23 protein-coding genes are annotated in these 24,694 nt (G+C 46.5%); 12 read left to right on the plus strand and 11 right to left on the minus strand.

The genetic code is table 11. From position 1 onward, the window contains the following. Positions 1 to 123: 123 nt before the first annotated feature. The 6 genes from MAR181_RS06890 to MAR181_RS06915 all read left to right on the plus strand — a co-directional run bounded on the left by MAR181_RS06890 (position 124) and on the right by MAR181_RS06915 (position 7,837). Entirely contained in the window at positions 124 to 2,052 is a 1,929-nt protein-coding gene (locus MAR181_RS06890) for a (Fe-S)-binding protein (RefSeq protein WP_013795883.1), read from the plus strand. Beyond that, the gene (gene etfA / locus MAR181_RS06895; RefSeq protein WP_013795884.1) at positions 2,049 to 3,347 is read left to right on the plus strand and encodes an electron transfer flavoprotein subunit alpha; all 1,299 of its coding nucleotides are present in this window, start codon (positions 2,049 to 2,051) and stop codon (positions 3,345 to 3,347) included. Before MAR181_RS06890 ends, etfA begins: the two co-directional genes overlap by 4 nt. Next, entirely contained in the window at positions 3,337 to 4,152 is an 816-nt protein-coding gene (gene etfB / locus MAR181_RS06900) for an electron transfer flavoprotein subunit beta (protein ID WP_013795885.1), read from the plus strand. Before etfA ends, etfB begins: the two co-directional genes overlap by 11 nt. Positions 4,153 to 4,189: 37 nt before the next feature. Continuing rightward, positions 4,190 to 4,423 (plus strand): hypothetical protein, encoded by a 234-nt coding sequence (locus MAR181_RS06905; protein ID WP_013795886.1) that lies wholly within the window; start codon positions 4,190 to 4,192, stop codon positions 4,421 to 4,423. Between the two features lie 131 nt (positions 4,424 to 4,554). After that, the gene (locus MAR181_RS06910; protein WP_013795887.1) at positions 4,555 to 6,522 is read left to right on the plus strand and encodes a methyl-accepting chemotaxis protein; all 1,968 of its coding nucleotides are present in this window, start codon (positions 4,555 to 4,557) and stop codon (positions 6,520 to 6,522) included. A gap of 229 nt (positions 6,523 to 6,751) precedes the next feature. Further along, positions 6,752 to 7,837, plus strand: coding sequence for an ABC transporter substrate-binding protein (locus MAR181_RS06915; protein WP_013795889.1), 1,086 nt, complete (start codon positions 6,752 to 6,754; stop codon positions 7,835 to 7,837). A gap of 74 nt (positions 7,838 to 7,911) precedes the next feature. Here MAR181_RS06915 and MAR181_RS06920 read toward each other — a convergent pair whose 3' ends face one another. The 3 genes from MAR181_RS06920 to uraH form a co-directional block, all read right to left on the minus strand. Beyond that, on the minus strand, positions 7,912 to 8,889 hold the full coding sequence (locus MAR181_RS06920; protein ID WP_013795890.1) for an aldose epimerase family protein: 978 nt from the start codon (positions 8,887 to 8,889) through the stop codon (positions 7,912 to 7,914). 261 nt (positions 8,890 to 9,150) lie between these two features. Then, positions 9,151 to 10,305, minus strand: a complete 1,155-nt coding sequence (gene hpxO, locus MAR181_RS06925; protein WP_013795891.1) for an FAD-dependent urate hydroxylase HpxO — start codon at positions 10,303 to 10,305, stop codon at positions 9,151 to 9,153. Positions 10,306 to 10,586: 281 nt separating this feature from the next. Then, the gene (gene uraH / locus MAR181_RS06930) at positions 10,587 to 10,943 is read right to left on the minus strand and encodes a hydroxyisourate hydrolase (RefSeq protein ID WP_013795892.1); all 357 of its coding nucleotides are present in this window, start codon (positions 10,941 to 10,943) and stop codon (positions 10,587 to 10,589) included. 185 nt (positions 10,944 to 11,128) lie between these two features. On the opposite strand from uraH, the gene uraD reads away from it, so the two are divergent. Beyond that, the gene (uraD, locus tag MAR181_RS06935) at positions 11,129 to 11,650 is read left to right on the plus strand and encodes a 2-oxo-4-hydroxy-4-carboxy-5-ureidoimidazoline decarboxylase (protein WP_013795893.1); all 522 of its coding nucleotides are present in this window, start codon (positions 11,129 to 11,131) and stop codon (positions 11,648 to 11,650) included. An 89-nt stretch (positions 11,651 to 11,739) separates the two neighbouring features. On the opposite strand, the gene MAR181_RS06940 is transcribed toward uraD, so the two are convergent. The 6 genes from MAR181_RS06940 to MAR181_RS06970 all read right to left on the minus strand — a co-directional run bounded on the left by MAR181_RS06940 (position 11,740) and on the right by MAR181_RS06970 (position 18,647). Further along, positions 11,740 to 12,072: a hypothetical protein gene (locus MAR181_RS06940; protein ID WP_013795894.1), complete on the minus strand. Its 333-nt coding sequence runs from the start codon at positions 12,070 to 12,072 to the stop codon at positions 11,740 to 11,742. A 790-nt stretch (positions 12,073 to 12,862) separates the two neighbouring features. Then, positions 12,863 to 14,287: a gamma-aminobutyraldehyde dehydrogenase gene (locus MAR181_RS06950; RefSeq protein ID WP_013795895.1), complete on the minus strand. Its 1,425-nt coding sequence runs from the start codon at positions 14,285 to 14,287 to the stop codon at positions 12,863 to 12,865. A 123-nt stretch (positions 14,288 to 14,410) separates the two neighbouring features. Beyond that, a complete protein-coding gene (locus tag MAR181_RS06955; protein WP_013795896.1) occupies positions 14,411 to 15,220 on the minus strand; it encodes an ABC transporter permease in 810 nt (269 codons plus the stop codon). Beyond that, positions 15,210 to 16,166 carry an ABC transporter permease gene (locus MAR181_RS06960; RefSeq protein ID WP_013795897.1) on the minus strand — a complete coding sequence of 319 codons (957 nt, stop codon included), beginning with the start codon at positions 16,164 to 16,166 and terminating at the stop codon, positions 15,210 to 15,212. The genes MAR181_RS06955 and MAR181_RS06960 overlap by 11 nt, the downstream gene beginning before the upstream one ends. Next, positions 16,163 to 17,200: an ABC transporter ATP-binding protein gene (locus MAR181_RS06965; RefSeq protein WP_013795898.1), complete on the minus strand. Its 1,038-nt coding sequence runs from the start codon at positions 17,198 to 17,200 to the stop codon at positions 16,163 to 16,165. The genes MAR181_RS06960 and MAR181_RS06965 overlap by 4 nt, the downstream gene beginning before the upstream one ends. A gap of 295 nt (positions 17,201 to 17,495) precedes the next feature. Next, complete coding sequence (locus MAR181_RS06970; RefSeq protein ID WP_013795899.1) at positions 17,496 to 18,647, minus strand: ABC transporter substrate-binding protein; 1,152 nt, start codon at positions 18,645 to 18,647, stop codon at positions 17,496 to 17,498. A gap of 370 nt (positions 18,648 to 19,017) precedes the next feature. Here MAR181_RS06970 and MAR181_RS06975 point away from each other — a divergent pair, with 370 nt between their 5' ends. From MAR181_RS06975 to MAR181_RS06985, 3 genes are read left to right on the plus strand one after another with little or no spacing between them, the layout of a single operon-like run. Continuing rightward, positions 19,018 to 19,929 (plus strand): LysR family transcriptional regulator, encoded by a 912-nt coding sequence (locus tag MAR181_RS06975; protein ID WP_013795900.1) that lies wholly within the window; start codon positions 19,018 to 19,020, stop codon positions 19,927 to 19,929. A gap of 17 nt (positions 19,930 to 19,946) precedes the next feature. Continuing rightward, positions 19,947 to 21,425, plus strand: a complete 1,479-nt coding sequence (locus tag MAR181_RS06980; protein ID WP_013795901.1) for a gamma-aminobutyraldehyde dehydrogenase — start codon at positions 19,947 to 19,949, stop codon at positions 21,423 to 21,425. A gap of 56 nt (positions 21,426 to 21,481) precedes the next feature. Then, positions 21,482 to 21,907 carry a VOC family protein gene (locus MAR181_RS06985; protein WP_013795902.1) on the plus strand — a complete coding sequence of 142 codons (426 nt, stop codon included), beginning with the start codon at positions 21,482 to 21,484 and terminating at the stop codon, positions 21,905 to 21,907. Between the two features lie 64 nt (positions 21,908 to 21,971). On the opposite strand, the gene MAR181_RS06990 is transcribed toward MAR181_RS06985, so the two are convergent. After that, on the minus strand, positions 21,972 to 22,568 hold the full coding sequence (locus MAR181_RS06990; RefSeq protein ID WP_013795903.1) for a TetR/AcrR family transcriptional regulator: 597 nt from the start codon (positions 22,566 to 22,568) through the stop codon (positions 21,972 to 21,974). Positions 22,569 to 22,704: 136 nt separating this feature from the next. Here MAR181_RS06990 and MAR181_RS06995 point away from each other — a divergent pair, with 136 nt between their 5' ends. Both MAR181_RS06995 and MAR181_RS07000 read left to right on the plus strand, forming a co-directional pair. After that, complete coding sequence (locus tag MAR181_RS06995; protein ID WP_013795904.1) at positions 22,705 to 23,460, plus strand: glucose 1-dehydrogenase; 756 nt, start codon at positions 22,705 to 22,707, stop codon at positions 23,458 to 23,460. Positions 23,461 to 23,615: 155 nt separating this feature from the next. Continuing rightward, positions 23,616 to 23,825 (plus strand): hypothetical protein, encoded by a 210-nt coding sequence (locus MAR181_RS07000; protein WP_013795905.1) that lies wholly within the window; start codon positions 23,616 to 23,618, stop codon positions 23,823 to 23,825. A gap of 46 nt (positions 23,826 to 23,871) precedes the next feature. On the opposite strand, the gene MAR181_RS07005 is transcribed toward MAR181_RS07000, so the two are convergent. After that, on the minus strand, positions 23,872 to 24,297 hold the full coding sequence (locus tag MAR181_RS07005) for an SPOR domain-containing protein (RefSeq protein WP_013795906.1): 426 nt from the start codon (positions 24,295 to 24,297) through the stop codon (positions 23,872 to 23,874). Positions 24,298 to 24,694: the final 397 nt, after the last annotated feature.

Below are 24,694 nucleotides of genomic sequence, written 5' to 3' on the forward strand. Positions count from 1 at the left end.
GCAGTGTTGAAATGGGCCCTTGATGCTCATGAAGGCCTTTGCTTTGCCCACTTTATCGCTAATAAATCGTACGGTTTTAATACTGTGTACTGTTTTCAATACGCCTAATATTGAGAGTAAAAGATGATTCTGGATTGGTTGCTTCCTACATTAATCGCGACGTTAATATTGCTCGCGGGCATAGGCGCGATTCGACGTGCCAATCTTTGGCGTGCCGGGCAAGCCGAAAAAGTCGATATTTTGGCCGGTTTAATGGCCATGCCAAAACGCTACTTGCATGACCTTCATCATGTCGTAGAACGTGATAAATACATGTCTCGCACTCACGTCGCTACTGGTGGGGGATTTGTACTGGCGATGGTGTTGGTGGTTCTGGTTCACCTATTGGAGATTAACAGTCAAATTTTGGCGTGGCTGTTATTGGCGGCGTTGGTGATGATGTTCTGCGGCGCCGTATTTGTGTTTAAACGTCGTTTGAATCCACCCTCTCGTTTGTCAAAAGGGCCTTGGATGCGATTGCCAAAAAGCCTGCTAACATTCTCACTGACCTTCTTTATTCTGACTCTACCGGCGGCGGGTATTTTGCCGGACAGTTTTGGCTTGGGGGAGATGGGGCAAATTTTATTGGGTTTGGTGTTCGGCGTGTTGGTTCTATTAAGTCTTGGTGAAATGCTCTTTGGCATGACTTGGGGCGGTCCTATGAAGCATGCTTTTGCCGGAGCGCTTCATTTGGCTTTTCATCGTCGTCCAGAGCGCTTTGGTGGTGGACGTTCTACTGGATTAAAACCCGCTGATTTGGGTGGCGATTCTCATGGTGTGGCGAAACCTGAAGACTTTAAATGGAACCAATTATTGGGTTTTGATGCCTGTGTTCAATGTGGCCGTTGTGAGGCTATGTGCCCAGCTTTCGCAGCAGGGCAGCCGCTGAACCCGAAGAAGCTGATTCAGGACATGGTGGTGGGGTTAGCAGGTGGAACGGATGAAAAATACGCCGGCAGTGCTTATCCAAATGTCGAGGTTGGAAAGGCCGTGGGCTCGCCAACCCAGGTGATCACTGAAGGCTTGGTGAGCGCAGACACGCTTTGGTCTTGCACCACTTGTCGCGCTTGTGTGGAAGAGTGCCCAATGATGATTGAGCATGTGGATGCCATCGTCGACATGCGTCGTTTTTTAACCTTAGAAAAAGGCGACACACCAAACAAAGGGGCTGAGATACTTGAAAATATCATTGCCACGGATAATCCAAATGGTTACGCACCGGGTAGCCGCACACACTGGGCGGCTGATCAGAACCTCAGTGTCATGAAGGACGTGAAGAAGGTTGATGTTTTATTTTGGGTCTCCGACGGCGCGTTTGATATGCGTAGCCAGCGAATTCTCCGAGCCTTTGTCAAGCTGTTAAAAGCGGCCAAAGTGGATGTGGCGATATTGGGAGACGAAGAAAGAGACAGTGGCGATGTTGCGCGCCGACTTGGTGATGATGCGACCTTTCAGAGTTTGGCGAAACGTAATCTAGCAACCTTATCTCAATATGAATTCAATACCATAGTCACGACTGACCCTCATGCATTTCATTGTTTGCGCAATGAATATCAGGATTTTGATGAACAAGGCGCACTGCAAGAGGTTGAGGTGTTGCATCATACGACCTTTTTAAATCGCCTTATGGAGCAAGGCAAATTGTCTGTGGCGGAATTTATGGGCGGTAAAGTTACCTATCATGACCCTTGTTATTTAGGTCGGTATAACGGTGAGTATGAATCGCCTCGTGCTTTGCTGTCGGGGTTAGGGATTGAGGTTGCGGAAATGGAGCGCTCAGGTTATCGCTCACGCTGTTGCGGTGGCGGTGGCGGAGCGCCCATTACGGATATTCCAGGTGAGCGTCGTATTGCGGATATGCGCATGGAAGAGGTTGTTGCCACGGGGGCTGAGTTGGTGGCGGTGGGTTGTCAACAATGCACGGCCATGTTGGAAGGGGTGGTCGAGCCTCGTCCTCAGGTGCGTGATATTGCTGAAATCATGGCGGATCAGTTAGTGGAGGGCGCGGCATGAGTCAGTATCACGAGATTCTTCGACGCGACCCAAGAGCGGAAAGAATTGCTCGAAATCGTTTGCATCCATTACATCAAGCTGTGTTACAAGCGTCCGCGGTTGAGCAACGTGGCCCTACTGGTTTATTACGTAAAAACCCACATGGTCAAGGGTTTATTGGACCGAATGGGATTAAGCGTATCGATCGCTTAGCTGGCAACCCAAATACTGGCGTTCAGGCGAAGCGAGCGACAGCAAGCGCTAAAGACGTCTTGTTGCCGCTTCATCAAGTGGTGGACGAAAATGCCTACATCATGGTGGTGCCTGACATGGTTGGTGGGCGTTTAACCTCCCATGATAAAGACATTTTAGGCTTGGCTCATGATCTAGCGGCTGAACGTAAAGCGATGGACGCTGATGAACGATTGGCCGTGGTGGTGGTTTGTTTTGGTGAGAGCAAAGAATCGCAGTTTGATCTGGCTGGGGTTGATCGTTTAGTGCATTTAGACGCGCAACAGTACGAGGGATTTGCGCCCGAAGCCAAGTTGTCGGCTTTGCTTCAATTGGAGAAGCAATATCACCCTAAACATTGGTTATTTCCAGACAGTGTCAATGGCGGCATGGATCTGGCGTCACGTTTGGCGGTCACCTTGGGGGAAAGGCCAGCGACTCAAGCTTGGCAAGTCAGTCATCAACAAACGGTTTGTCGAGCGGCATCGGCCAGCCAAGACATTCATCGTTCGACACCCCGTATTTTAATGTTATTAGAGGAATGTGGTGCGCCAATTGACGAAACACGTCACGAAGTATTGCCCTTGTCAGTAGACGGCATTTCAGCGTCCGAATGTCATGTGTCTGATCAAGGCTTGATGACAGTTGACCCTAATGCCGTGCCTTTGGCCGAAGCCGAGTTCATTTTATCGGCAGGTAACGGCATTCATAACTGGCAACAGTTCCATGATTGCGCTGCCATGTTAGGGGCCACGGAAGGGGCCAGTCGTGTGGCGGTGGATGATGGTTTTATGCCGAGAGCGCGACAAGTCGGTGCGTCTGGGACTTGGGTGACGGCGCGAGTGTATCTGGCGGTCGGAATATCAGGTGCCATCCAGCACATGCAGGGTATTGGCCAGTGCGACAAAATCGTAGCCATTAATACGGATGCGGGTTGTGACATGATAAAACGAGCTGATTTGGCGGTCATTGGTGACAGCGAGGAATTATTGGCAGAGCTGATTCGTTTGGCTCAAGTTCGCACAGGTAAGGTGTTGACGACTGAAATACCTTCCCCAAATGAGGAGACAAGTCATGTTGCTTAAACCATCATCTATGCCATCTGATGAGGCAAAATACAAAGCATTGGTTTGTGTGTCGATTGGTCAGCACCCACAGTCTGGTCGTGAGCGTCGTGCTGATCAGGACGGTCGAGCGGTGGAAATGGGACTGAATTTACAAGGTCGTCAGTTAGTGGATTTGTCTGTTGTCCATGCAGGTCAAGCCACGTCACCGGTATTACGACAATACGCTGGTATGGGACTGTCCTGTATGACGGTGTTATCACAGCATCAAGGGGATGATGCTTTATCGGCTATGCTCGATTATGTAAAAGATCAGCAAGCCGACTTTTTGCTGATGGGGACCCGTTCTGAAACTGGCGAATCTTCAGGCCTATTGCCCTATTTGTTAGCGGAAAAGCTAGGTTGGCCTTTGGTGCCAAGGATTGCGGAAATCCAATCTATTGAAAAGGGTGTGGCACAAATTTTGCTCGCGTTACCGAGAGGGCAAAGGCGCTCTGTGGCGGTTTCTTTGCCTTTTGTTGCGACGGTTGATAATGCGGCAACAGCCGCAAGACAGACGGCATTTGGTCCTGGTATGAGAGCCAACATTGAGGTTGTCGAAAGCCTGTCTGCTATCGATCAAGAAGCCAGTGAATGGCAATTCCAACCCGCAAAAGCCAGATCTAAGCGGATGAAGGTGGTAAAAGCGAAGAGCGCTGCAGATCGTTTTAAGGCGGCGACGGCCAAAGCCGCGGGTGGCGGTGGCAAAGTGATGAAAAACGAAAGTGTGGAAGAGAAGGCAAACGCCATATTCGATTTTTTATTGGAAGAAAAGGTTATTCGTTAGGTTAACCTAAGAACTGGATGAAGAGAGGTGACTCGGAATGATGATAGTGGACTTGATTGATGAAGTGGATTTCAAAGAAAGGTTGAAAGCGTTAGAGGTGCCTGTTCATGAGTCTCAATCTATGGCAGAAGTAAAGCAAGTGTTATTAAAATGGTTAGTCGAATTTCCTGAGCAGAGGCCAAATATTCTGGTGTTATTTAAGGAAATGCAAGAGGAGAAAATTACCGTATTACCAGAGGTGTTGGAGGTAATTAGCTCGATTGAGCAATAAGATAAGAGAAATTATCGGAATTTATGTGTTTATAATGTTTTCCGCCTATCCTAGAATGAATATAGGATTAAATCGGGTTCCATGGAGGCAATTCTGCCTTAGATTAATGGACTTGTGCTAGGAAAATGCTAATGAAAATTAAAACAAAGTTGTTGATCACACTTTCTCTTGCGACTCTTTTGCCTATTCTAATTATTAGTTCTATTACTGGTTACCTCGCTTCTAACCAAGCCCTCGAAAGCTTTTCGAAGAACAGCGGACAAACTTTGGGCGCGGTGGAAAAGACCTTTGACCAATTCATTAAAGACATCAAATACACGGTGGGCTTCTTATCCGACAGTGATGCGGTGAAAGACCCAAATGCCAAGCCATTAACCACTTATTTTGAAACAGAAGGAAAAGCACCAAAAGACGTGGCGAGTCAAAATGGTGGACGTGAAGCTGATCTATTTAACTTATTCGAAGCAGTTGGTAACAATAACCCTAATTTTGTGTATGTTTACTTGGGAGATCAACGGGGCGGTTATTCTGAATGGCCTGGGACCTATGGTTATGCCGAGTGGCATCCAGAGAAGCGTCCATGGTATACGGTTGGTATGGAAAATAATGGGCAAACCGTATTACGTGATGCTTATTACTGGGAGCCAGATGACGCAGTATACGTTTCCGCAGTTCGTTCCTATCAACGAGGCAATCAAATGGATGGTGTGGTTGCGGTTGATGTGTCGATCAAGACATTAACCGACATGGCAACCAAAACCAAGCTGGGTGAGTCTGGCAGTATTATGGTGGTTGAAAATACCGGCACCATTTTGGTTGATGCGTTACACCCAGATAACAATTTCAAGAAAATTACCGACCTCGAAGGTGAAGCTTACCAAAACATAGCCCAGACCTCGTCAGGTATTACCTTCTTTTCTTTAGATGGCCAAGACTATTATGCCAATGTGTATACCTCCCCAAATTTGCAGTGGAAGTTTGTGGGCTTGATGCCAACCGCGGAGATTTATTCCAGTACCAATGAGCTGATCACAACCACCATTATTGTGTGTGTGTTGCTGTTATTGCTGTGTATTCTCGTTGCTTTTGTTATTTCAAAAGGCTTAGTGACACCCATTGAGTCTGTTTCAAATCATTTGAAAATTTTGGCAGAAGGGGAAGGGGATTTAACGTCGAGAATTGAGACTCAGTCCAAAGATGAAACCGGGGTCTTGTCGAATTGGTTTAATCTATTCATTGATTCTACTCGTCAGTTAATTGTCGGCATTAAACAGTCTAGTCAAAAGATGGATAAAGTGTCTGCGGAAACGTCTGAAAAGGCCAGTGAAGTAGCAAAATCGACCTCAGATCAATTGCGCTCGATTGAGCTGATTGTTGAGGCTGGCCAGCAAATGGTCATTGCATCGAGTGACGCGGCGGAAAGTTGTACGCATTCAGCGGAATTTTCTGAGAAAGGTTTGGAAACCACAGTGGCCGGTAAAAATCTGTTAAAAAGCAGTGCGGATGGGGTGAATCGACTTGGTCAACGTCTAAAAGACTCGAATGAGATCATTACCGAACTGGCAAAAGAAACCACCAATATTAATCAGATTCTTTCGACCATTCAGGACATTGCTGAACAGACTAATTTATTGGCTTTGAATGCAGCGATAGAAGCTGCGCGTGCAGGTGAACAAGGTCGTGGCTTTGCGGTCGTGGCGGATGAAGTAAGAACCTTGGCCGGACGAACTCAAGAGTCTACCGAGCAGATAGGCAATATTTTGAACTTGCTAGCCAGTCGGACTAAACAAGCATCGGATTCAATGATGACGAGTTTGACCGAATCTGAAACGGCCATTGGTTTATCGGATCAGGCGTTAGAGTCCTTTGAGCAGATCGAGCAAGTGGTGAAGAGAATGCGTGATATGACCATGCAAACAGCCGCCTCTGCAGAACAGCAAAGAGCCGTTACAGAGGACATTAACAAAAACATTACGGATATTAGTCATTCGGCTCAGCAAGTGTCTTCTATCTCTGGCGATGTGGCTAAGTTATGCGCAAGTCAGGATGTGCTGGGTAAAGAATTGCATGAGATGGTGGCTAAGTTCCGAACTGAGTAGCAGGCGCATTGCTTGATTTCATTGTCGATTGAGTAACGTTAATAAACAAAGGCTGTCCTATTTGGATGGCCTTTTTTGTGATGGGCTTATTGCTAACGGTGGCGCAATGGCGCTGTCTATTGATGAAATTAGTTAAAAATAAACTGAGTAATTCAGGGACGGCTATTTTTAATTTAAGTAATAACGATTATCATATTCAAATCAAAATTCAGTTGTAAAAGGTTTTTATATGATTAAATCGTTCATAGCACTTGTGTTCTCCATCTTGGTGAGTTTTGCATGGGCTGATCAGGTGACGGTAAAAGATGTACTTGACCGCGATGTGACTTTTAACAGTCCTGCACAAAGGGTCATCGTTGGTTTTTACCCTGAAGATTACATGGCCATTGGTACTGAAGCCGCCTATGACAAGGTGGTTGGTATGTCTAAGTACATTTGGCAGGCGCGTCCTGCTAATTGGGATATGTATGTTAAACATCGCCCGTCTTTAGCGGACATTCCTGGCATTGGTCGTGTTGACACGAAAACCTTTTCAGTTGAAAAGGTGATTGGTCTTCGTCCTGATCTATTGCTGCTGGCGGATTGGCAGTTTAAAGGTTTGGGAACGGATGTAGAGCGAATTCAAGATGCTGGTATTCCAGTATTAGTGGTGGATTACAATGCGCAAACGCTTCAACGTCATTTGAAAAGTACCGAGCTTATTGGTGTGGTAACGGGTCAAGAAGCACGTGCCGCGAAGATTGCCAAAGAATATCAAGATCGAGTTGAGGGTATTAGTCAGCGTCTTACGGAAGCGAACTTGCCAAAGCCTAAAGTGTACACAGAGTTTGGGTCTATGGGACCAAGTGAATTGAGCTACACTTTTGGGAAAAATATGTGGGGGGCGATTTCTACGATTGCCGGAGGCGATAATATTTCAGCGCCTTTCGTTGAGTGGTGGGGGAAATTGAACCCAGAGCAAGTGATTGCTTCAAACCCTGATGTTATTGTTATGACGGGTTATGAAACCGCGAATTCACCGGACGCTATGATTATGGGACAAGGGGTTGATAAAGCCGACGCCTTGAAACGCCTTGAGGGCTTTAAGCAACGTACGGGTTGGGCAAGTCTGTCTGCGGTGAAAAATAACCGTATGTTTGGCGCTTATCATGGAGCCTGTCGTACCATCATGGACAGCGCGATGATTGCTTTTTATGCAAAGGCTATGTACCCAGAATTGTTTGCTGATCTAAATCCTGAGCAAGCCTACTTTGATTTTTACGAGAAATATTTGCCCGTTACACCAGAAGGGACCTTTACCCTAAGTCTGCAATAATCAGGTTAGTTTACGGACACTAAAAAGGGGCCAATGTTTGGCCCCTTTTTATTTTGTCATGTTTTTTGCCGACTTTAGCTAAATAGGTAGCGTGTAGTCTGTTCGTAGGTGTCACCTTCCGTTAGTAGGATAGGGGGAAAGTGGGAATGATGAACGGCATCTGGCCAATGTTGAGCTTCAAGTGCCAAACCAGCATAGGGCGCTAATTCAACCTGGTTAATGCTGTTGCTCTTAGGTAAGGCGATATGACGGCCATCGTAAACCTGTAAACCCGGTTCGGTGGTTTGAAGTTCGAGTTCTATGCCCGTCAAGGGGGCTTTCAGTGTTGCCACTTTTTGGATGGACCTTGGGGCTAAAGACAAGCAGAAATTGGTGTCCAATTCCGTATAATCGTCACGACCTATGGTACGTAAGTGGGTGAAATCGAATTGGCTACCTGCAGTGGGGCTTACTTCACCAGTTGGAATTAAATCTTTATCGGCTGGTAAATAATGCTCAGCATGGACGCAGAGTTTGTGGTCTAGAATGGAGCCATGGCCATCTAAGTTGAAGTAGCTGTGGCCTGCCAGATTGCATAGGGTGAGCCGATCACTTGAGGCTTGAATCTTCATTTCCAAACCTTGTTCCAGCAATTGGTAAATTACGTTAATGATAAGCTTGCCAGGAAAGCCCATCTCACCATCTTGTAGCATGACTTGAAGTGTGACGGCGTCATGGGACTGTTTAATAATTTTCCAGTTTTTGCAGTCTGTACCATTTGGGCCACCGTGTAACTGGTGTGGGCTGGGTGAGGAGGGGGTGAGTTGATAAAGCTGCTCCCCAATTTGCGCCTGACTGTTGGCAATTCGGTTTGCGACTCTTCCTACTATGGCACCAAAATATCGACATGGGCCTAAGTAATCCGCCAGCTGGTTAGAGCCGAGCACCATAGAGTGTTGGTAATCTTTTAAATAGATGGCTTGGAGACTGGCACCAAGAGTCAATACATCGACTGTGATCTGGCCGTTATTGAGACGAACTGTTTTCACTTGTGATAAGTCAGTGAGTGGCATTTTTCCATCCTTTGTTTGGCAGAAAGGTGTTTTCTGCTGGTCGAACATTTATTGTTATTGTGTTCTTTTTGAGTGGATGCTTTGTGAGCAACTTCCTTCAAAAAACATGAGGCAACCATTATTTACTAATCGGGTGATGGAAGGCAAATTTGTGACCGAATTGATAGGATGAGGGCTTGGATAAAAAAAGCCCACTCACAGTAGTCACCATGAGCGGGAAAACAAACCAGCAAGCATACTGGGGGAGGTTATAGGGTTGAGCTAGGCCAGTGGGCCTCCAGCGATGGTATTACGCAAACCTTCAATAATGTTGTCACCAGTTTCGTGACGTAATTCATTGTACCAAGCTTGGGTTTCTTGCATGTCTTTGCCGTGAGTGACATCGCAACGCTTGCGTGCTTTTAGAACCAAATCTTTAACTCGGAATCGACGTTTTTCTTCGTAGTTTTTAAGTGCGTTGGTAATGTCTTGGGTCTCTGCGAAGCACTGTCCTAAGACCACCGCATCCTCTAGAGCGGAACAGCCACCTTGACCAATGTCTGGTGTGGTGCTGTGAGCAGAATCGCCTAATAGGGCTATTTTGTCTTTCACTAATGTATCAAAGGGCTCTATGTCGTGTATTTCAATTCGATTGGTTGTTTCTGGATCAATGGCTGCGATGAGGGTTTGTACTGGTTGTGCCCAGCCTTTAAAGTAGTCGCTTAGATCCTTGATGACTGTACTTCTATCTTCGGCGAGACCTTTTGGCAGAGGCACATCGAAGAAAAAGTAAAAACGGCCTTCGGCAATGGGCATGATGGAAACGCGTTTGCCTTCAGCAACAAAGGTGGTCCATTGATTGCCTGGGGCAATGTCTTCATCAATATTCACCAAGCCATTCCAATTGACATAACCAGCATAGCGGCGTTCTGTTTCATAGCCTAAAACGTGTGTGCGCACTTTGGAATGGGTGCCATCAGCGGCAATCATAAAATCCCCAGTGGCATGAGTTCCATCGGTAAAGTAAGCTGTAACCCCAGCGTCATCTTGCGCTACTTTTTCGATGCGTTTGCCGAATTGAATGGTATCTCTTCCCCACCAATCGATCATTTGGCTCTGAAGATCTGCTCGTGATACTGGGCAAGGGCGTTCACCGACAGCCTCGACTAATGGCGTTAAGCTAAATTGCGTCATGACTGTGCCTGTTAGACCATCTTGGTAGGCTAAATAATGCATGGGTCCACCGAGCTGATCCATGATGTGGCCCATACCAAGATGATTCATGCATTTGACGCCGTTCGACCAAATAGACAGTGCGGCGCCGACCGGCTTGATTTCTTTTACGGCTTCAAAGATGTCACATTCAATACCTTGTTGTTTAAGAGCCGCTGCAGCGGACATACCACCGATACCAGCGCCAATGATCAATGCTTTCATCTGGTTATTACCTCATTGCTAAATACAGACGTTGATTGTTTGCCTAATTAGAATCACTAATTTCAATCTTCAGTCGCAATAAATGTGCCACGAAACAAATGATCCTAAAAAATAATTTATGAAACCTTTGTTTTATTAGGCTTAAGAGGAAGCATTTGTTGAACAGTTGGACAAAAAAATGACTCGCAAGAGCGAGCCATTTTATGTGGAAGGGGACATAACGTGATTTAACTTAGTGCGTTTGCTTTTTTTTGGTGCACCATAAGGTCTGACAAATGGCATTAGCTACCACGATAGGTACTGTATGAATAAGGCGAAACCAGCAATGGAATATGGTAGTGCGAAGACTCATCACTAATGCCAAAACGAATATTAACGACATTTAAAAAACTGGGGCTAGGCAATGGAACACCTTGCTGTAAGAAATACTCTTCTATGGCAAATTCCAGTTCATAAACACCGGACACAAAGTCTTGCTTGTCTAGAAGTGGTGTATCACAGCGACCATCGTCGTTAGAGGTCGTAGAATGAATGAGATTCTTTTGGCCACTACTGTCATGTCGAAACAGTTGTATTTTAACGCCTGCTGCCGCAATGCCTTTTGTGGTGTCTAGAATGTGTGTTGTGAGATAGCCCATTTCATATCCTTAATAAATTTCAATAGCTAAAGTTAGCCCATTTTTTGCAGTTCAAGCGTTCGTTAGTTGAAATGATGATGAAAGCATTGTTTCATAGTAGTCAATAACTGTGCCATATGTTTTATGGTTTTTTAAGGTCGCGCCTATCGTGTTTTTTTAACATACGGGGTTGTTGGAGAAATGACATGTCTAAGCAAGAAGTGGTATTAACCACTACAGATGAAGCAGAATTCGTAACACTACTTGGTAGTGTTTATGAGCATTCACCTTGGGTTGCAGAGCAGCTTTGGCGACTTAAATTGCGGCACCCAGCGAGTTCTTATGATGACATATTGAAAGTTCAGCAGGCAATGCGAGACATTGTGGATGCCAGTACAGAGGAAGAGAAACTTATTTTGCTCAGAGCGCATCCTGATTTAGCCGGTAAAGCGGCTCTTTCTGGAGAGCTGACAGACGCGTCTAAATCTGAACAAGCCGGAGCAGGATTAGACCAATGTAGTGAAGATGAGTTAGCCCACTTTTTACAATTGAATGATGAATACCACAGCAAATTTGGCTTTCCCTTTATTATGGCGGTAAAAGGAGCGACGAAAGCACAAATTTTGGCTGGATTTATCGAAAGAAACCCAAATGATTGGCAAACCGAGTTTGATCGAGCCATGCGGGAAGTGCATAAAATAGCAGAGTTTCGGTTGGCGGAGTTTTAAGCTGCGATGAGAGCAAGATTGAAAAATGGCCACTTTCTTATGTTTCAGTAAGTGGCCATTTTGAATGGAAGGGATGAATAGCGCGGTTTTTATTGAGCCGTCGCTTCTTCTTTCATGTCCGAATTTTCAGCTAGATCACAAGACCAACCCCAAGCGGTTTGTTTACCAACAAATTCAGCGGCTTTGTTTTCACAGTAGCCTGCTTTGTTTTTCGCGCTCCAAAGTGTTTTTGTGCCTTCGGATTTTGTATATTGGACTTCACAAGGAAGACGATTACCTTCTGGGTAAACGACTTCAATGACCCGTGTTTGGTGATCATGCACACAGATGGTTTTTCTATTTTCTACTGCGTTAGCAGATGTCGCCAACCCAGCTAAAGCAAAGGTCAGTGCGAAGGCAAAAGACTTATGTAATTTAGTCACGACGAGTTCCTTTCAATATTTCAGATTAGTTTACAGGTAGCTTGGTAAGCCATTTTCGGTAAGGTAAATGGTTTGTAAAATAATGTAACTGATTGTTGTGGCAGGATCAATGCAAAACCTTTATACAAGAAACAATTCCCAGTGAGCCGAATTGTTTCTTGTATGTCATCTGCGGCAACTTGGCGAATTTCTTTAAACTTGTTGGATGCCTGAGCCACTTACAGATGTTAACCGCATACTCAGCTTGAACAATATCTCAAATGATGACGCTTTTTAGTCACGGATTTCCCCATAAATTTCTTTTAAGTGACTCATTAAAAACGCTTTTTGATCGACAAAATGGTGACGGGATACTGGTCAACTTGATGATGATCTATGATCAGAATGTTTGCAGGGGGTTAGGATTTTTAGGCTTATTTTGACGGTTTAGGCCATAGACTTAGCGTTGAAGACACACCCTCATCTTGTCATTCTTGTTTCGCTTGTTCTGCCTCGAACTCGCTTGGATAACGACCAATCAGGATAAAGAACCATTCCTTTTGATTTATCTGTCGCTGCTTCAAGGTCACGAGATATAAGCCCACTCGCAGAGTGTATTTAGCGCTTTTTCTTGAGCAGAGAAGCCGCATACTGCTCAGTAAACAATTCTACTTTGAGGATGTGTGTACCCTGCCAAGTTAATAAGGATAAAAACTCTATAAACTGTTTTTTTAAATAGCTTATAGAGTTTTTAGGGAGCATGGGTGAACAGTAGAGTGTGCCGATAGACGCTAAGGGTCTGTTGGTATCCTTAATGCTTCGTCATAATGTGTCGCACCACTGTGTAGTCTTCCAGTCCATACATAGACATGTCTTTTCCGTAACCTGAGAGTTTCATTCCACCATGGGGCATTTCGGTGGCGAGTAACATATGGGTGTTGATCCAAGTACAGCCGTATTGTAAGCGAGCGGCCAAACGAGCAGAACGGCCTGTGTCCTGAGTCCACACGGAAGAAGCCAGACCGTATTTTGAGTCATTGGCGAACTGGAGGGCTTGCTCTTCTGTGTCGAATGCGGTGATGGAAATGACAGGCCCAAACACTTCTTCTTGGACGATTTCATCATCCTGTTTGGCATGGGCTATGACGGTTGGTGCGTAAAAATAGCCGTCTCCCGGTATCGGGTGTCCGCCAGTGGTGATCTCTATGTGGTCAAGTGCTCTTGCGCGATCCACCATGTCGCATACTTTCTGAAAATGTTGTTGGCTGATGAGTGGTCCCATTTCGCTGTCTTCTTGATAGGGGGTGCCGACCTTGATGGAGGAGACCGCTTGAGTAATGCGGCTAACCAGTTCGTCGTAGCGGTTTTTTTGCACATAAATCCGACAAGCCGCGGTGCAATCTTGTCCGGCATTGTAGAAGCCAAAGGCGCGTATGCCGTCAATCACTTCGTCCATATCGGCGTCTTCAAACACCAATACAGGGGCTTTTCCGCCCAGTTCCATGTGTAAGCGCTTCATGTTGTCGGTACTGGATTGGGCAATTTTTTGTCCCGTGGCGATGGAGCCTGTTAAGGAAATCATTCTGACTTTGTCGCTGTTGCTTAGGGTTGCGCCGACCGATTGGCCAAGTCCGAAGACGATGTTGACGACGCCAGCAGGGAAGATTTTGTTCAGGATATGAGTGAGTTTTAGGGTGGTTAAGGGAGTAATTTCAGAGGGCTTCAGTACTGCGGTATTGCCAGCGGCCAAAGCGGGCGCCAGTTTCCAGGCGAGCATCATTAGGGGGTAGTTCCAAGGTGTAATGGAGGCGGTTACGCCAATCGGGTCACGGCGTATCATTGAGGTATAACCCGCCATATATTCTGCGGACGCGGAACCGGTTAAGCAGCGACAGGCGCCGGCAAAGTAGCGAAACGTATCGGCAATGGCGGGGATTTCGTCGTCTAACATGGCGAGATATGGCTTGCCTGTGTTGTCGCATTCGAGTCGGGCGAGGGCTTCACCTTCGTCTTCTATGGCATCGGCCAGTTTTAATAGGTATTGCGCGCGGTCTTTCGGGGTGGTTAGCGACCATGTCCGGAAAGCGTTTTCAGCGGCCTCAATGGCTTCGTTAACCTGATCTGGTGTGGCTTCGGCAATGCTGGTCAGCACTTGCCCAGTGGTTGGGTTGTGGATGTCGATAGGTTGTCCTTTTCCTAAAACGAGCTGACCATTTATTAATAGTGTATTTTGCATGTTAGTTTCCTTGGTTGGCGTAGTTCAAGAGTGTTGTTTAGAGCCACTGTGCTTTGACTATGTGCTTTGGATATGTGGTTTGGCTTGTTTGGTCGACAAGGTCGTTTGAACATGTCGTAGTGCTCATTTCTGACTCCCTTCTACGGCTTCCCCTTGTTTTGTCATTCTATAGGCAAGCAAGACAGGAATCATAGTCATCAGCATGACGAACAGGGCGACCACATTGGTAATGGGCACGTCGCGAGGACGGGTCAATTGGTTGAGCAGCCACAGGGGCAGAGTGTTGTCATGACCGGCGGTAAAGGTGGTCACAATGAGTTCATCAAAGGACAGGGCAAAAGCCAGCATTCCTCCCGCGAGTAGAGCAGAACTCAGGTTGGGCAGTACTATGTAGCGAAAGGTCTGCCAGCCGTCGGCGCCTAAATCCATCGAGGCTTCAATTTGGCTATAGGAAGTTCTTCGTAAACGGGCTACCACATTGTTGTACACCAATACCACACAAAACGTGGCGTGACCGATAACGATGGTGAGCAGCCCTGGTTCAATATCGAGGGTTTTAAAGGTGCTGAGCAAAGCAATGCCGGTAACGATTCCTGGCAAGGCGATCGGAATAATAAAGATTAAGGTTAAGGTGCTTTTGCCAAGGAACTGGCGGCGATACATAGCCGCTGCCGCCAAGGTGCCCAACACCAGAGAAATGAGTGTTGCGAGGGCGGCGACTTGCAGAGATAAGCCTAGCGCCTGAAAAATATCGGCGCGCTGCGCGGCGGCAGCAAACCAATGCAGGGTAAAGCCTTGCGGGGGAAAACTAAACGCCGATTGTTCGGTATTAAAGGCGTACACCACAATAATAAGTATCGGAAAATGCAGTAAGAACAGCCCACAATAGGCGGTTGCGCTTAACCATTTTGGGGCAGTGTGATTAAAGTGCATCGAAGGCTCCTAAGCGTTTTGCGAGACGAAGGTAAATGGCAATCAATAGGATGGGCACCAGAGTAAAGGTTGCCGCCATCGGCATATTGCCAATAGAGCCTTGCTGAATGTACACCATGTTACCAATGTATAGCCCCGGCGGTCCGACCAGTTGTGGAATGATGTAATCGCCAAGGGTAAGGCAAAAGGTAAAAATGGAGCCCGCCGCGATGCCTGGTACGGTCAGTGGCAGTATCACATGCCAGAAGGTTTTCAATGGCGTTGCGCCTAGGTCGGCTGAGGCATTTAGCAGTGAGCTTGGTAAGCGCTCTAATGAGGCTTGAATGGGCAAGATCATAAAGGGTAGCCAAATATAGGAAAACACCATAAAGCGCCCAAGGTAAGAGGTGGATAGGGTGTTGCCGCCGATGATGGATAGGCTGAGTAAATAGTCCAATACCTCACTTAAATGCAGCAAATGGATGAGCCATTGCAACACCCCATCGTTGCTCAATATGAGCGTCCACGCATAAGCCTTTACTATGTAACTGGTCCACATTGGCAACATTACGGCAAGGTAGAAAAAAGCTTTGGTTCTGCCTTTGGCATAGCGAGCCATATAATAGGCGATGGGGAAGGCGAAGATGGCGCTAAACACGGAGACGCAGATGGCCATGCTGACGGTACGGACTATGATGTCGTAGTTGGCGGGCTCAAAAAGTTGCCAGAAATTATCTAGGGTCAGATCCGGCACCACTGTCATGGTGAAGTCATCGAAGGTATACAGGCTTTGCCAAAGCAGGTTAAGCAATGGCGCAATGTATATGATGCTAAACCACAAGACGGGCGCGATGAGCAGGCAGCCTAAAAAGAGGTTTGGATGAAGATGCAAGGTGTCTGCGGTCGACCTTAACATTCGCTGTAACTGGTTACGCAGGCGTGTGGGATGCGTGCTCGACAAGATCATGACTTGGCTCCATCAAGTTGTACCATGGCAGAAGGGAGCCAGCTTAATGACACCCTTGTACCTAGGTTTAATGGACGGTCTGACAGGGTATTGGTGTGCTGAGCGCTTAGCTGTTCTCCAGTGTCCAGTGTGACGTTAAAGCGAGTGCTGGCACCATGGTAAAGAATCTCGCTAATGGTGCCTTGGACACTGAGCTTATCTGGATGACTGGTCGTGCTTGGATTGATCTGGACCGGATCAAGCTGGATATGCTCTGGACGGATGGAAAAAGTGCGCGCACTCTCCGTTAAACGCAGGGCAAGTTGCTCAGCAATAATGTTGGTGGAGCCAACAAACTCGGCGACAAAACGGGTTTTGGGCGCATTGTACAGCGCTTTTGCGGTGTCCACTTGTTCGATTTTTCCCCGATTGAATACCGCGACTCGGTCAGACATCGACAAGGCTTCGTTTTGGTCGTGGGTGACGAAAATAAAGGTAATGCCGAGTTGCCGTTGCAGGCTTTTCAATTCGGTTTGCATTTGTTCTCGTAATTGTTGGTCAAGGGCCCCCAGTGGTTCATCAAGCAACAGCACTCGTGGGCGATTGACTAAGGCTCTGGCCAGAGCGACACGTTGCCGTTGTCCGCCTGATAGTTGGGCGGGCGTGCGCTTTCCGTAGGATGATAGGGACACCATGTCGAGGGCTTCTTGCGTTCGGGCTTTGCGTTCTGGTTTCGGTACGCCTTTGACCATTAAGCCGTAGGCGACATTCTCTTCAATGGTCATGTGGGGGAACAAGGCGTAATCCTGAAAGACGGTATTAACATCGCGTTGATAAGGCGGCAGATGCGCGGCTTCTTGTCCGTGAATCAGGATGCGACCTTGATTGGCTTGCTCAAATCCTGCAATGAGCCGCAGGCAGGTGGTTTTTCCCGAGCCGGAAGGGCCCAACATGGAAAAGAATTCACCTTCTTGAATGTGGATCGAAACGTCATTGACGGCAATCACTTCACCGAATTGGCGGGTTACGTTCGAAAGTTCGACCGACGTACTCATAAAATTCCTATTATTGTTTAGTCATTATTGTTAGGTAGTTGTTGCTAAGTATTTGTAACTAGCTATTTGTTACTAGCTATTTGTAACTAGCTATTTGTAACTAGCTATTTGTTGCTAGCTATTTGTTGCTAGCTATTTGTTGCTAGCTATTTGTTGCTAGCTATTTGTTGCTAGCTATTTGTTGCTAAGTAATGATGGCTTGCGTCTCTCGCGTCTAAGAAGCTCAGGTTTGAGAGCTTCAGGTAAGCGAGGTGAATGGTCTTTTTGTCACACAATAGACCATTCACCTTCTGAGCTAGCGCCCGCCCATGATGGCAATGTAATCTTTAGTCCAACGACTGTAAGAAACACATGTGCCTTCGGCATCGCATTTGGATCTTGGGGTTTTCCAGAAGGCGACTTTATTGAAGTCGTTGTAGCCGTTTGTCTGGCAACCTTTGGCACCCAGTAATGGGTTGTTGTCACAGGCTTGTGGAACCGCCGGAACGGAGCCAAACCAAGCAGCCAAATCGCCTTGTAATTTTGGTGTGATCGACCAGTTTAGCCATTGGTAGGCACATATTGGGTGTTTGGTGTCGGTGGCCAGCATGGTGGTGTCGGCCCAGCCAGTGACGCCTTCTTTCGGTACTGTGGTGGCAATGGGTTCGCCTGAGGCAATTAATGCATTGGCTTGGAATGGCCAAGCGCTGGAAGCTGCAACGCCTTCGTTTTTGAAGTCACTCATTTGTACGTTGTAGTCATGCCAATAGCGGTGGATCAAGCTGTGTTGTTGACGCAGTAGATCAAGCACGGCGGCGTATTGGGTTTCGTTCAGTTCATAAGGGTCTTTGATGTTCAGTTCTGGGCGCGTGGCTTTTAAGTATAGCGCGGCATCGGCGATGTAAATCGGACCGTCGTAAGCTTGAACTCGTCCTTGATTGGACTTGCCATCTGGTAGAGTCATGGGTTCAAAGACCACCTTCCAACTGGTGGGAGCGGATTTGAAAACCTGAGTGTTGTACATAAGAAGGTTGGGACCCCATTGGAAGGGAACACCGTAATGTTGACCATTGACGGTAAACCAAGAGGCATTTTTTAAGCGCGGGTCTAAGGTGTCCCAAGCGTTGATTTTGTTGATGTCGATCGGTTGAACGCGTTTGCCATAGATGAGCCTGAGTGATGAGTCCCCTGATGCGGTCACTAGGTCGTAACCGCCTTTGGCCATGAGGCTGACCATTTCATCTGAGGTTGAGGCGGTTTTCACATTGACGGAACACCCTGTGTTTTGTTCAAACTGGGTGACCCAATCGTAGGCGGGGTCTGTCTGGCCGCGTTCAATATATCCTGGCCAGGCAATAATGTTGACTTCGCCTTCGCCGGAGGCAGCGAAGACGTTAGCTGATAAGCCTATCCCACATGAGAGGAGACTGAGCAGGGCGGTTTTAGCGTTAAAGCGTGAAGCAATCATGGGCAGTCCTTCATAGTTCGTTTTTGTCAGCGTTCGTTTAAATCAAGCACTAGTGAGTGTTGCTTTTGGAGCTTGATTCGTCGTCAAAGTGAATTCAAAGGTTTAAATGCATGCTCAGAGGCATGGTCAAGTAAATGAATAAAGTGTGCGAATTTTGCTCACTTTGTGCTTATCAGAATATCCATCCTTAAAAAGTCATAGCAAATACAAAATAAAGAACTTAGCTATCGATAAAAGCGATAACTGATCGAACTCTTTTGTGATATATCTGTTAATAGTGTGACGTTAAAAAGGAAAAAACGTGTGTTTTCAAATTTTTATAACCTCATTTACAGCCATAGACTGATTAGAAGGTAAGGGGAATATCAGCATGATGTCGCTTAGGCAAATTCGTTATTTTATTGCGATTGCGGAAACCGGGTCGGTCTCGGCGGCGGCCAGTGCGGTGTATATTTCTCAGTCCACGCTCACGACGGCCATTAAGCAATTGGAAGAAGAGCTCGGGGTGGGGTTATTTGAGCGCCACGCCAAAGGCATGGAACTGACTCATTTGGGGCATCAGTTTTTGCGGCAGGCGTATCTGATTATGGGCTCGGTTGAGAATGCCAAGCGGAGCTTGCAACAAAGTACTGATGATATCGCTGGCGTACTGAACGTGGGCGTCACCAGCATGGTAGCTGGCTATTATCTGGCGGATTTAGTGGCGCGTTTTAAACGTGTTTATCACAATATTTCAGTGCGTGTGGTGGAAGACGAACGCGAATACATCGAGCACCTTATTATTGGCGGTGAGCTGGATGTGGCGGTGCTGATGTTGTCTGATCTGGACAACCATTTCGCTTTTAATACAGAGGTGTTGACCTATTCTCGTTACCATATCTGGCTGCCACCAGAGCATGCGTTGCTGAAAGAAGAATCGTTGAACATGAAAAGTGTGCTTGAAGAGCCGCAGATATTGTTGTCAACGGATGAAATGGAGCGGCGCATTCGTACGATCTGGGAGGCGCAAAATGGCCTGCCCAATATTGCTATGAAAAGCAGCTCAGTGGAAGCCGTGCGGAGCTTTGTGTCGGCTGGCATGGGAGTGGCCGTGATGCCGGAGATGGCTTATCGTCCTTGGTCTGTTGAGGGCGATCGGGTGGAAGCGAAACAAATACTTGATGTCTCGAATACCTTGGATATTGGGCTCTTATGGCGCCGAGGCGGTGTTAGAAATGAGCTTATCAACCATTTTATTGAGGTGGCGAGAGAGTCTATTTCTCAGCCCACATTTTCTGCTTAACCTGCTTGGTGAATACTATGACAGATGCATCTAGCTCGCCTAAATCGACTTCTTCCGCAGCCTTACATTTGACCACTCAGATGCTTATTAATGGTGAGTTGGTGGCAGGAGAAGGGCACTTAGAAACTGTGATCAACCCAGCCAATGCTGAGCATATTGTGCGCATTGCAGAAGCCTCGAACAAACAAATAGACGACAGTGTGAAGGCGGCTGAGATGGCCGCTAAGCATTGGTCGAAGACGACGCCGGCGGAGCGGTCTGGGTATTTGTTACGACTCGCCGATACGATCGCAAAAAATGCCGGTTATTTGGCGGATTTAGAAGCCTTGAATTGTGGTAAGCCACGGCATCTGGTTGAGCGAGATGAAATTTCTGCGGCGGTTGATGTGTTTCGTTATTTTGCGGGGGCGGTACGCTGTCGTCCCAGTACCGCTGCGGGGGAGTATTTTCCCGGTAATACCAGTATGACTCGGATGGACCCTGTTGGCGTTGTGGCGGCGATCGCCCCGTGGAATTACCCCTTAATGATGTTGGCGTGGAAACTTGCACCTGCCTTGGCAGCGGGTAACACCCTAGTGTTTAAACCATCTGAGCAAGCACCTTTGACGACCTTGGCATTTGCTCAGTGGGTAAGTGATATTTTGCCTCCCGGTGTGGTAAACATTGTTTTTGGACGGGGCGAAAGTGTTGGTAACGGTTTGATTAAGCATCCGGGGATTAGGATGGTGAGTTTGACGGGGGACATTTCAACAGGGCAAAAAGTGTTGCAAGCGGCTTATCGAACGGTCAAAAGGACGCATTTGGAGTTGGGGGGCAAGGCGCCAGTGATTGTATTGGACGACGCGGATTTAGCGAAGGTCGTGCAAGGGGTAACCGAGTATGGTTATTACAATGCTGGACAAGACTGCACCGCGGCCTGTCATGTTTATGCTGAAAAGGGCATCTATGAAAAGTTGGTGGCAGAGCTACAGGCAAGTGTGTCCCGCTTGACGTTTAATGACCCAGACGATGCGAAAAACGATTTAGGCCCTTTGATTACCGAACGACAACGCAACAGTGTGGCCAGTTTTGTCGAGCGGGCCGACGAATTGCCTCATGCTAAAATTGTCACGGGGGGCGCGATCCCTGATGTGGCAGGCTATTTTTATCAACCCACCTTGATTGCTGGCGTTAAGGTAAGTGATGAAATTGTACAACGGGAAGTATTTGGCCCCGTGGTGTCGGTGACCTGCTGTGATAATGAAGAGCAGGCACTGGCGTGGGCGAATCAATCGGAATATGGCTTGGCCTCATCGGTTTGGTCGGGCAATATCAAACGCGCTATGCGTCTTGCGTCACAGTTAGAATACGGCTGTACTTGGATTAATAATCATTTTTTATTACCCAGTGAAATGCCCCACGGCGGCCTTAAACGCTCTGGGTATGGCAATGACTTGTCGATGTCGTCGTTGGAGAACTACTCAGTCTTGCGGCATATTATGATAAGTCATGATTAGAAAAAGATTGCGTTAGTCATTAGTCATTATTTAGAGAATAAATCAGGAGCGTTTTCATGAGTTTACAACCATTCCATCTAGCGATTCCCGTATACGATGTGCCGTTGGCGAGAGCATTTTACCGTGATGTTTTTGGCTTGGAAGAGGGGCGTTCCGCAGAACATTGGGTGGACTTTAATTTCTTTGGACATCAATTGGTGATTCATCATCACCCCAAAACGCCATCGCAAGAAAATGCAACGACGAATCCGGTGGATGGGCATGATGTGCCTGTGCCGCATTTTGGTGTGGTACTGACGTGGGATCAGTGGGAAACATTAGCTGAACGACTAAATTCAATTGGTACTCATTTTGTGATTGAGCCTTATGTAAGGTTCAAAGGCCAAGTGGGCGAGCAAGCGACGATGTTTTTGCTTGATCCTTGTGGTAACGCTCTGGAGTTCAAAGCCTTCAAAGACATAGACCAACTGTTTGCTAAATAATCTCATACTAAGCGTTACAATAGCGGTGGCGTGTATGTCTCTTTTTCGTTGCGCTGGCTTACCTTTATTGAAACGCCGCAACCGCATTTTCAATGACATGTTGCAGTTGCTGAGGGGTGGCTTTGTTTCGCGCCAGTACGGCTATGCCAAATTGTGTGGCCATTAGGTAATCCGCTAAGGCTTCCGGTGATGACGTTGAGGTGATATTTCCTTTACGTTTTTCCTTTTCAAAAAAGTCGATAAAGGCGTTTTTAGAGTCGCTATTGATTTTTTCCACCGCTTGTTTGGTTTCGGCTGTCAAGCAATCGCTACCCGATTCACAGGTGCTGTTTACAACGAAACATCCACCCGGTAGTGCTGAGTTCAGTACCGCTTTGCTGATGGATTCTAAATACGCGCCTATTTTATTCGGTACGCTCTCATTGGGTGATATCAGATTGTCAAAATGTGATGCGCCCACTGTCTCCACATAATACTCCAAAGTGCTTATAAACAAGCTTTCTTTGTTACCAAATGCCGCGTAAAGACTGGGTTTATTAATGCCCATTGCTTCCACAAGATCACTTAATGAGGCGCCAGCAAATCCCTTTAGCCAAAACACTTTCATGGCGTGACTAAGGGCTTGCTCTTTATTGAATGTGCGTTGACGACCTGAAGCCATAATTCATTCTCAATCTTCATATTGAATACTTGACACTATATACCAATCGGTACAGAATTAAAACTGTACCGATCGGTACAGTTAATTCTTAAGACAGTAAATTATGAGTAGGGTTACTCTATATCGGAGGTGTAATGTGATCAGTTTAGAAGGTAAGACGGCTTTAATTACGGGTGGTAACAGTGGTATCGGTTTTGCCACCGCGCAAAAATTTCAGGCGTTAGGGGCGCAAGTTGTAATAACAGGACGCGATGCAGAAGCCTTGGATAAAGCTTCCTCAGAGTTGGGCGTGCAGTCGATTCTAGCGGATCAGGCGAAAATGGACGACTTGAATCGGCTGGCTGTTCAGGCAGAAGTCCTGTTGGGTAAACTTGATATTTTATTTATAAACGCAGGCATTACGGTGTTTGCGCCTGTAGAGCAAACAGAAGAAGCTATTTTTGATAAGATGATGAATATTAATTTCAAGGGGGCGTTTTTTACCTTACAGAAGTTACTTCCTTTGTTAAATGACGGGGCTTCCGTCATACAGCTATCGTCCATTAATGCGTACACAGGTATGCCCAATACGGCAGTGTATGCGGCCAGTAAAGCAGCCATGAATGCGGTTACCCGTACAGCGGCAACTGAATTGGCTCCTCGCAGAATACGCATCAATTCGGTGAATCCGGGGCCAGTGAATACTCCCATATTCGGCAAATTAGGCATGTCTAATGAGGTGTTAAATGAATTGTCTACAAGGATGCAAAACCGAATCCCATTAAAACGTTTCGGCGAGGCCGAGGACATCGCCAATCTGGTGGCGTTTCTTGCTTCGGATGAAGCCAGTTTTATTACTGGCTCAGAATACAATATTGATGGCGGTACAAACATTAATCCTCTATTGCCATAGGGGGATGACTCTCTCATGGTGTTTGGATTTGTTTATGAGCGCTTTAGCCTAAGGTAAGAGTGCTTCAGTCCATATTATTGAGTGCTTCAGGCAATGATGACCCCTAACCAAAGTCGTTCAATAGTGACGACGAGTGGCTTTGGTCAGGGAGCATTATGTTGCGTCGCTCCGCAGGTTGTTGTCATGGCTATTTGTCACTTGGGTATGTTTTTTTAATTGCTGGTTTTGCTGATCCTTCTCCGGGACATACCAAAGGCTTAGGTTGTGCCGTTTTGGTGAATGGGCAAGAAGTCTGTTTTGCTTGTGCAGAAGATGGAGCCATAGATTTTTCGGTAGTGCCTAAAACACATCAGCATAGAATGTAAAGAGACTGATGCGCTGTCATAAGTGTGGGCAGCGCGCATTAGACTCTTAACCATTGTTTGCTGTGGCGGGCCACACACTGACAGTTGAAGACACACCCTCATCTTGTAATTCTTGTTTCGCTTGTTCTGCCTCGAACTCGCTTGAATAACGACCAACCAGTATAAAGAACCATTCTTTTTGATTGTCTTTGGCTTTAATTATGTGAATAGGGGCGTCGGATTGGAAGGTTTCTACTTTATCTGTTGCTTGTCCAAGCTTACGAAATAAGCCCACTCGTAGAGTGTATTCCGCCTCTTTATTCGAGGAGGGTAGTTGCATATCGCTTAGTAAATAAGGTGTGATCAAAGACTCACTGTCTACGGTATACGCAGCATGATCTGTGTGTTTGCTGGCGATCTGACGGGGTAAGAATAAGGCTAAAATAATACCCACTAACAGAATAAAGAAATAGATAATGATGGTTTTGTTCATATTATCTCAACTTGAAAATAGGTTTATAAATACAGCCTCCTGCGACATTGATTATAGATAAATTCCCAAGACTTGTTAGTGTTTATATCCGAAATATCGGTTTAAAAGTCAAACCGCTTTCCTACCAATATAGGCAGCGCTTCCTAGGTTGAAGTCCAGACAATCCATTCGTTCTTTTCTGTTTTAGCATTCAAAAATCGTCCACCTCAACGCGTTTTCAGAATGTTTTAATAACATTTTAAACCCGCTTTTCTAGGTTGAATTTTGCCCTAAAGGGTTAATTTTCCTAACTTATCAAAAAATATTATTTTCAAGCAGATGATGTCGCTCAACTGATAAAAAATATTTGAATGATCATCCAGATAGTGGAGCTAAAAAGCCAAACCATCATGACAAA

It is taken from the genome of Marinomonas posidonica IVIA-Po-181, assembly GCF_000214215.1.
Classification (GTDB): Bacteria; Pseudomonadota; Gammaproteobacteria; order Pseudomonadales; family Marinomonadaceae; genus Marinomonas; species Marinomonas posidonica.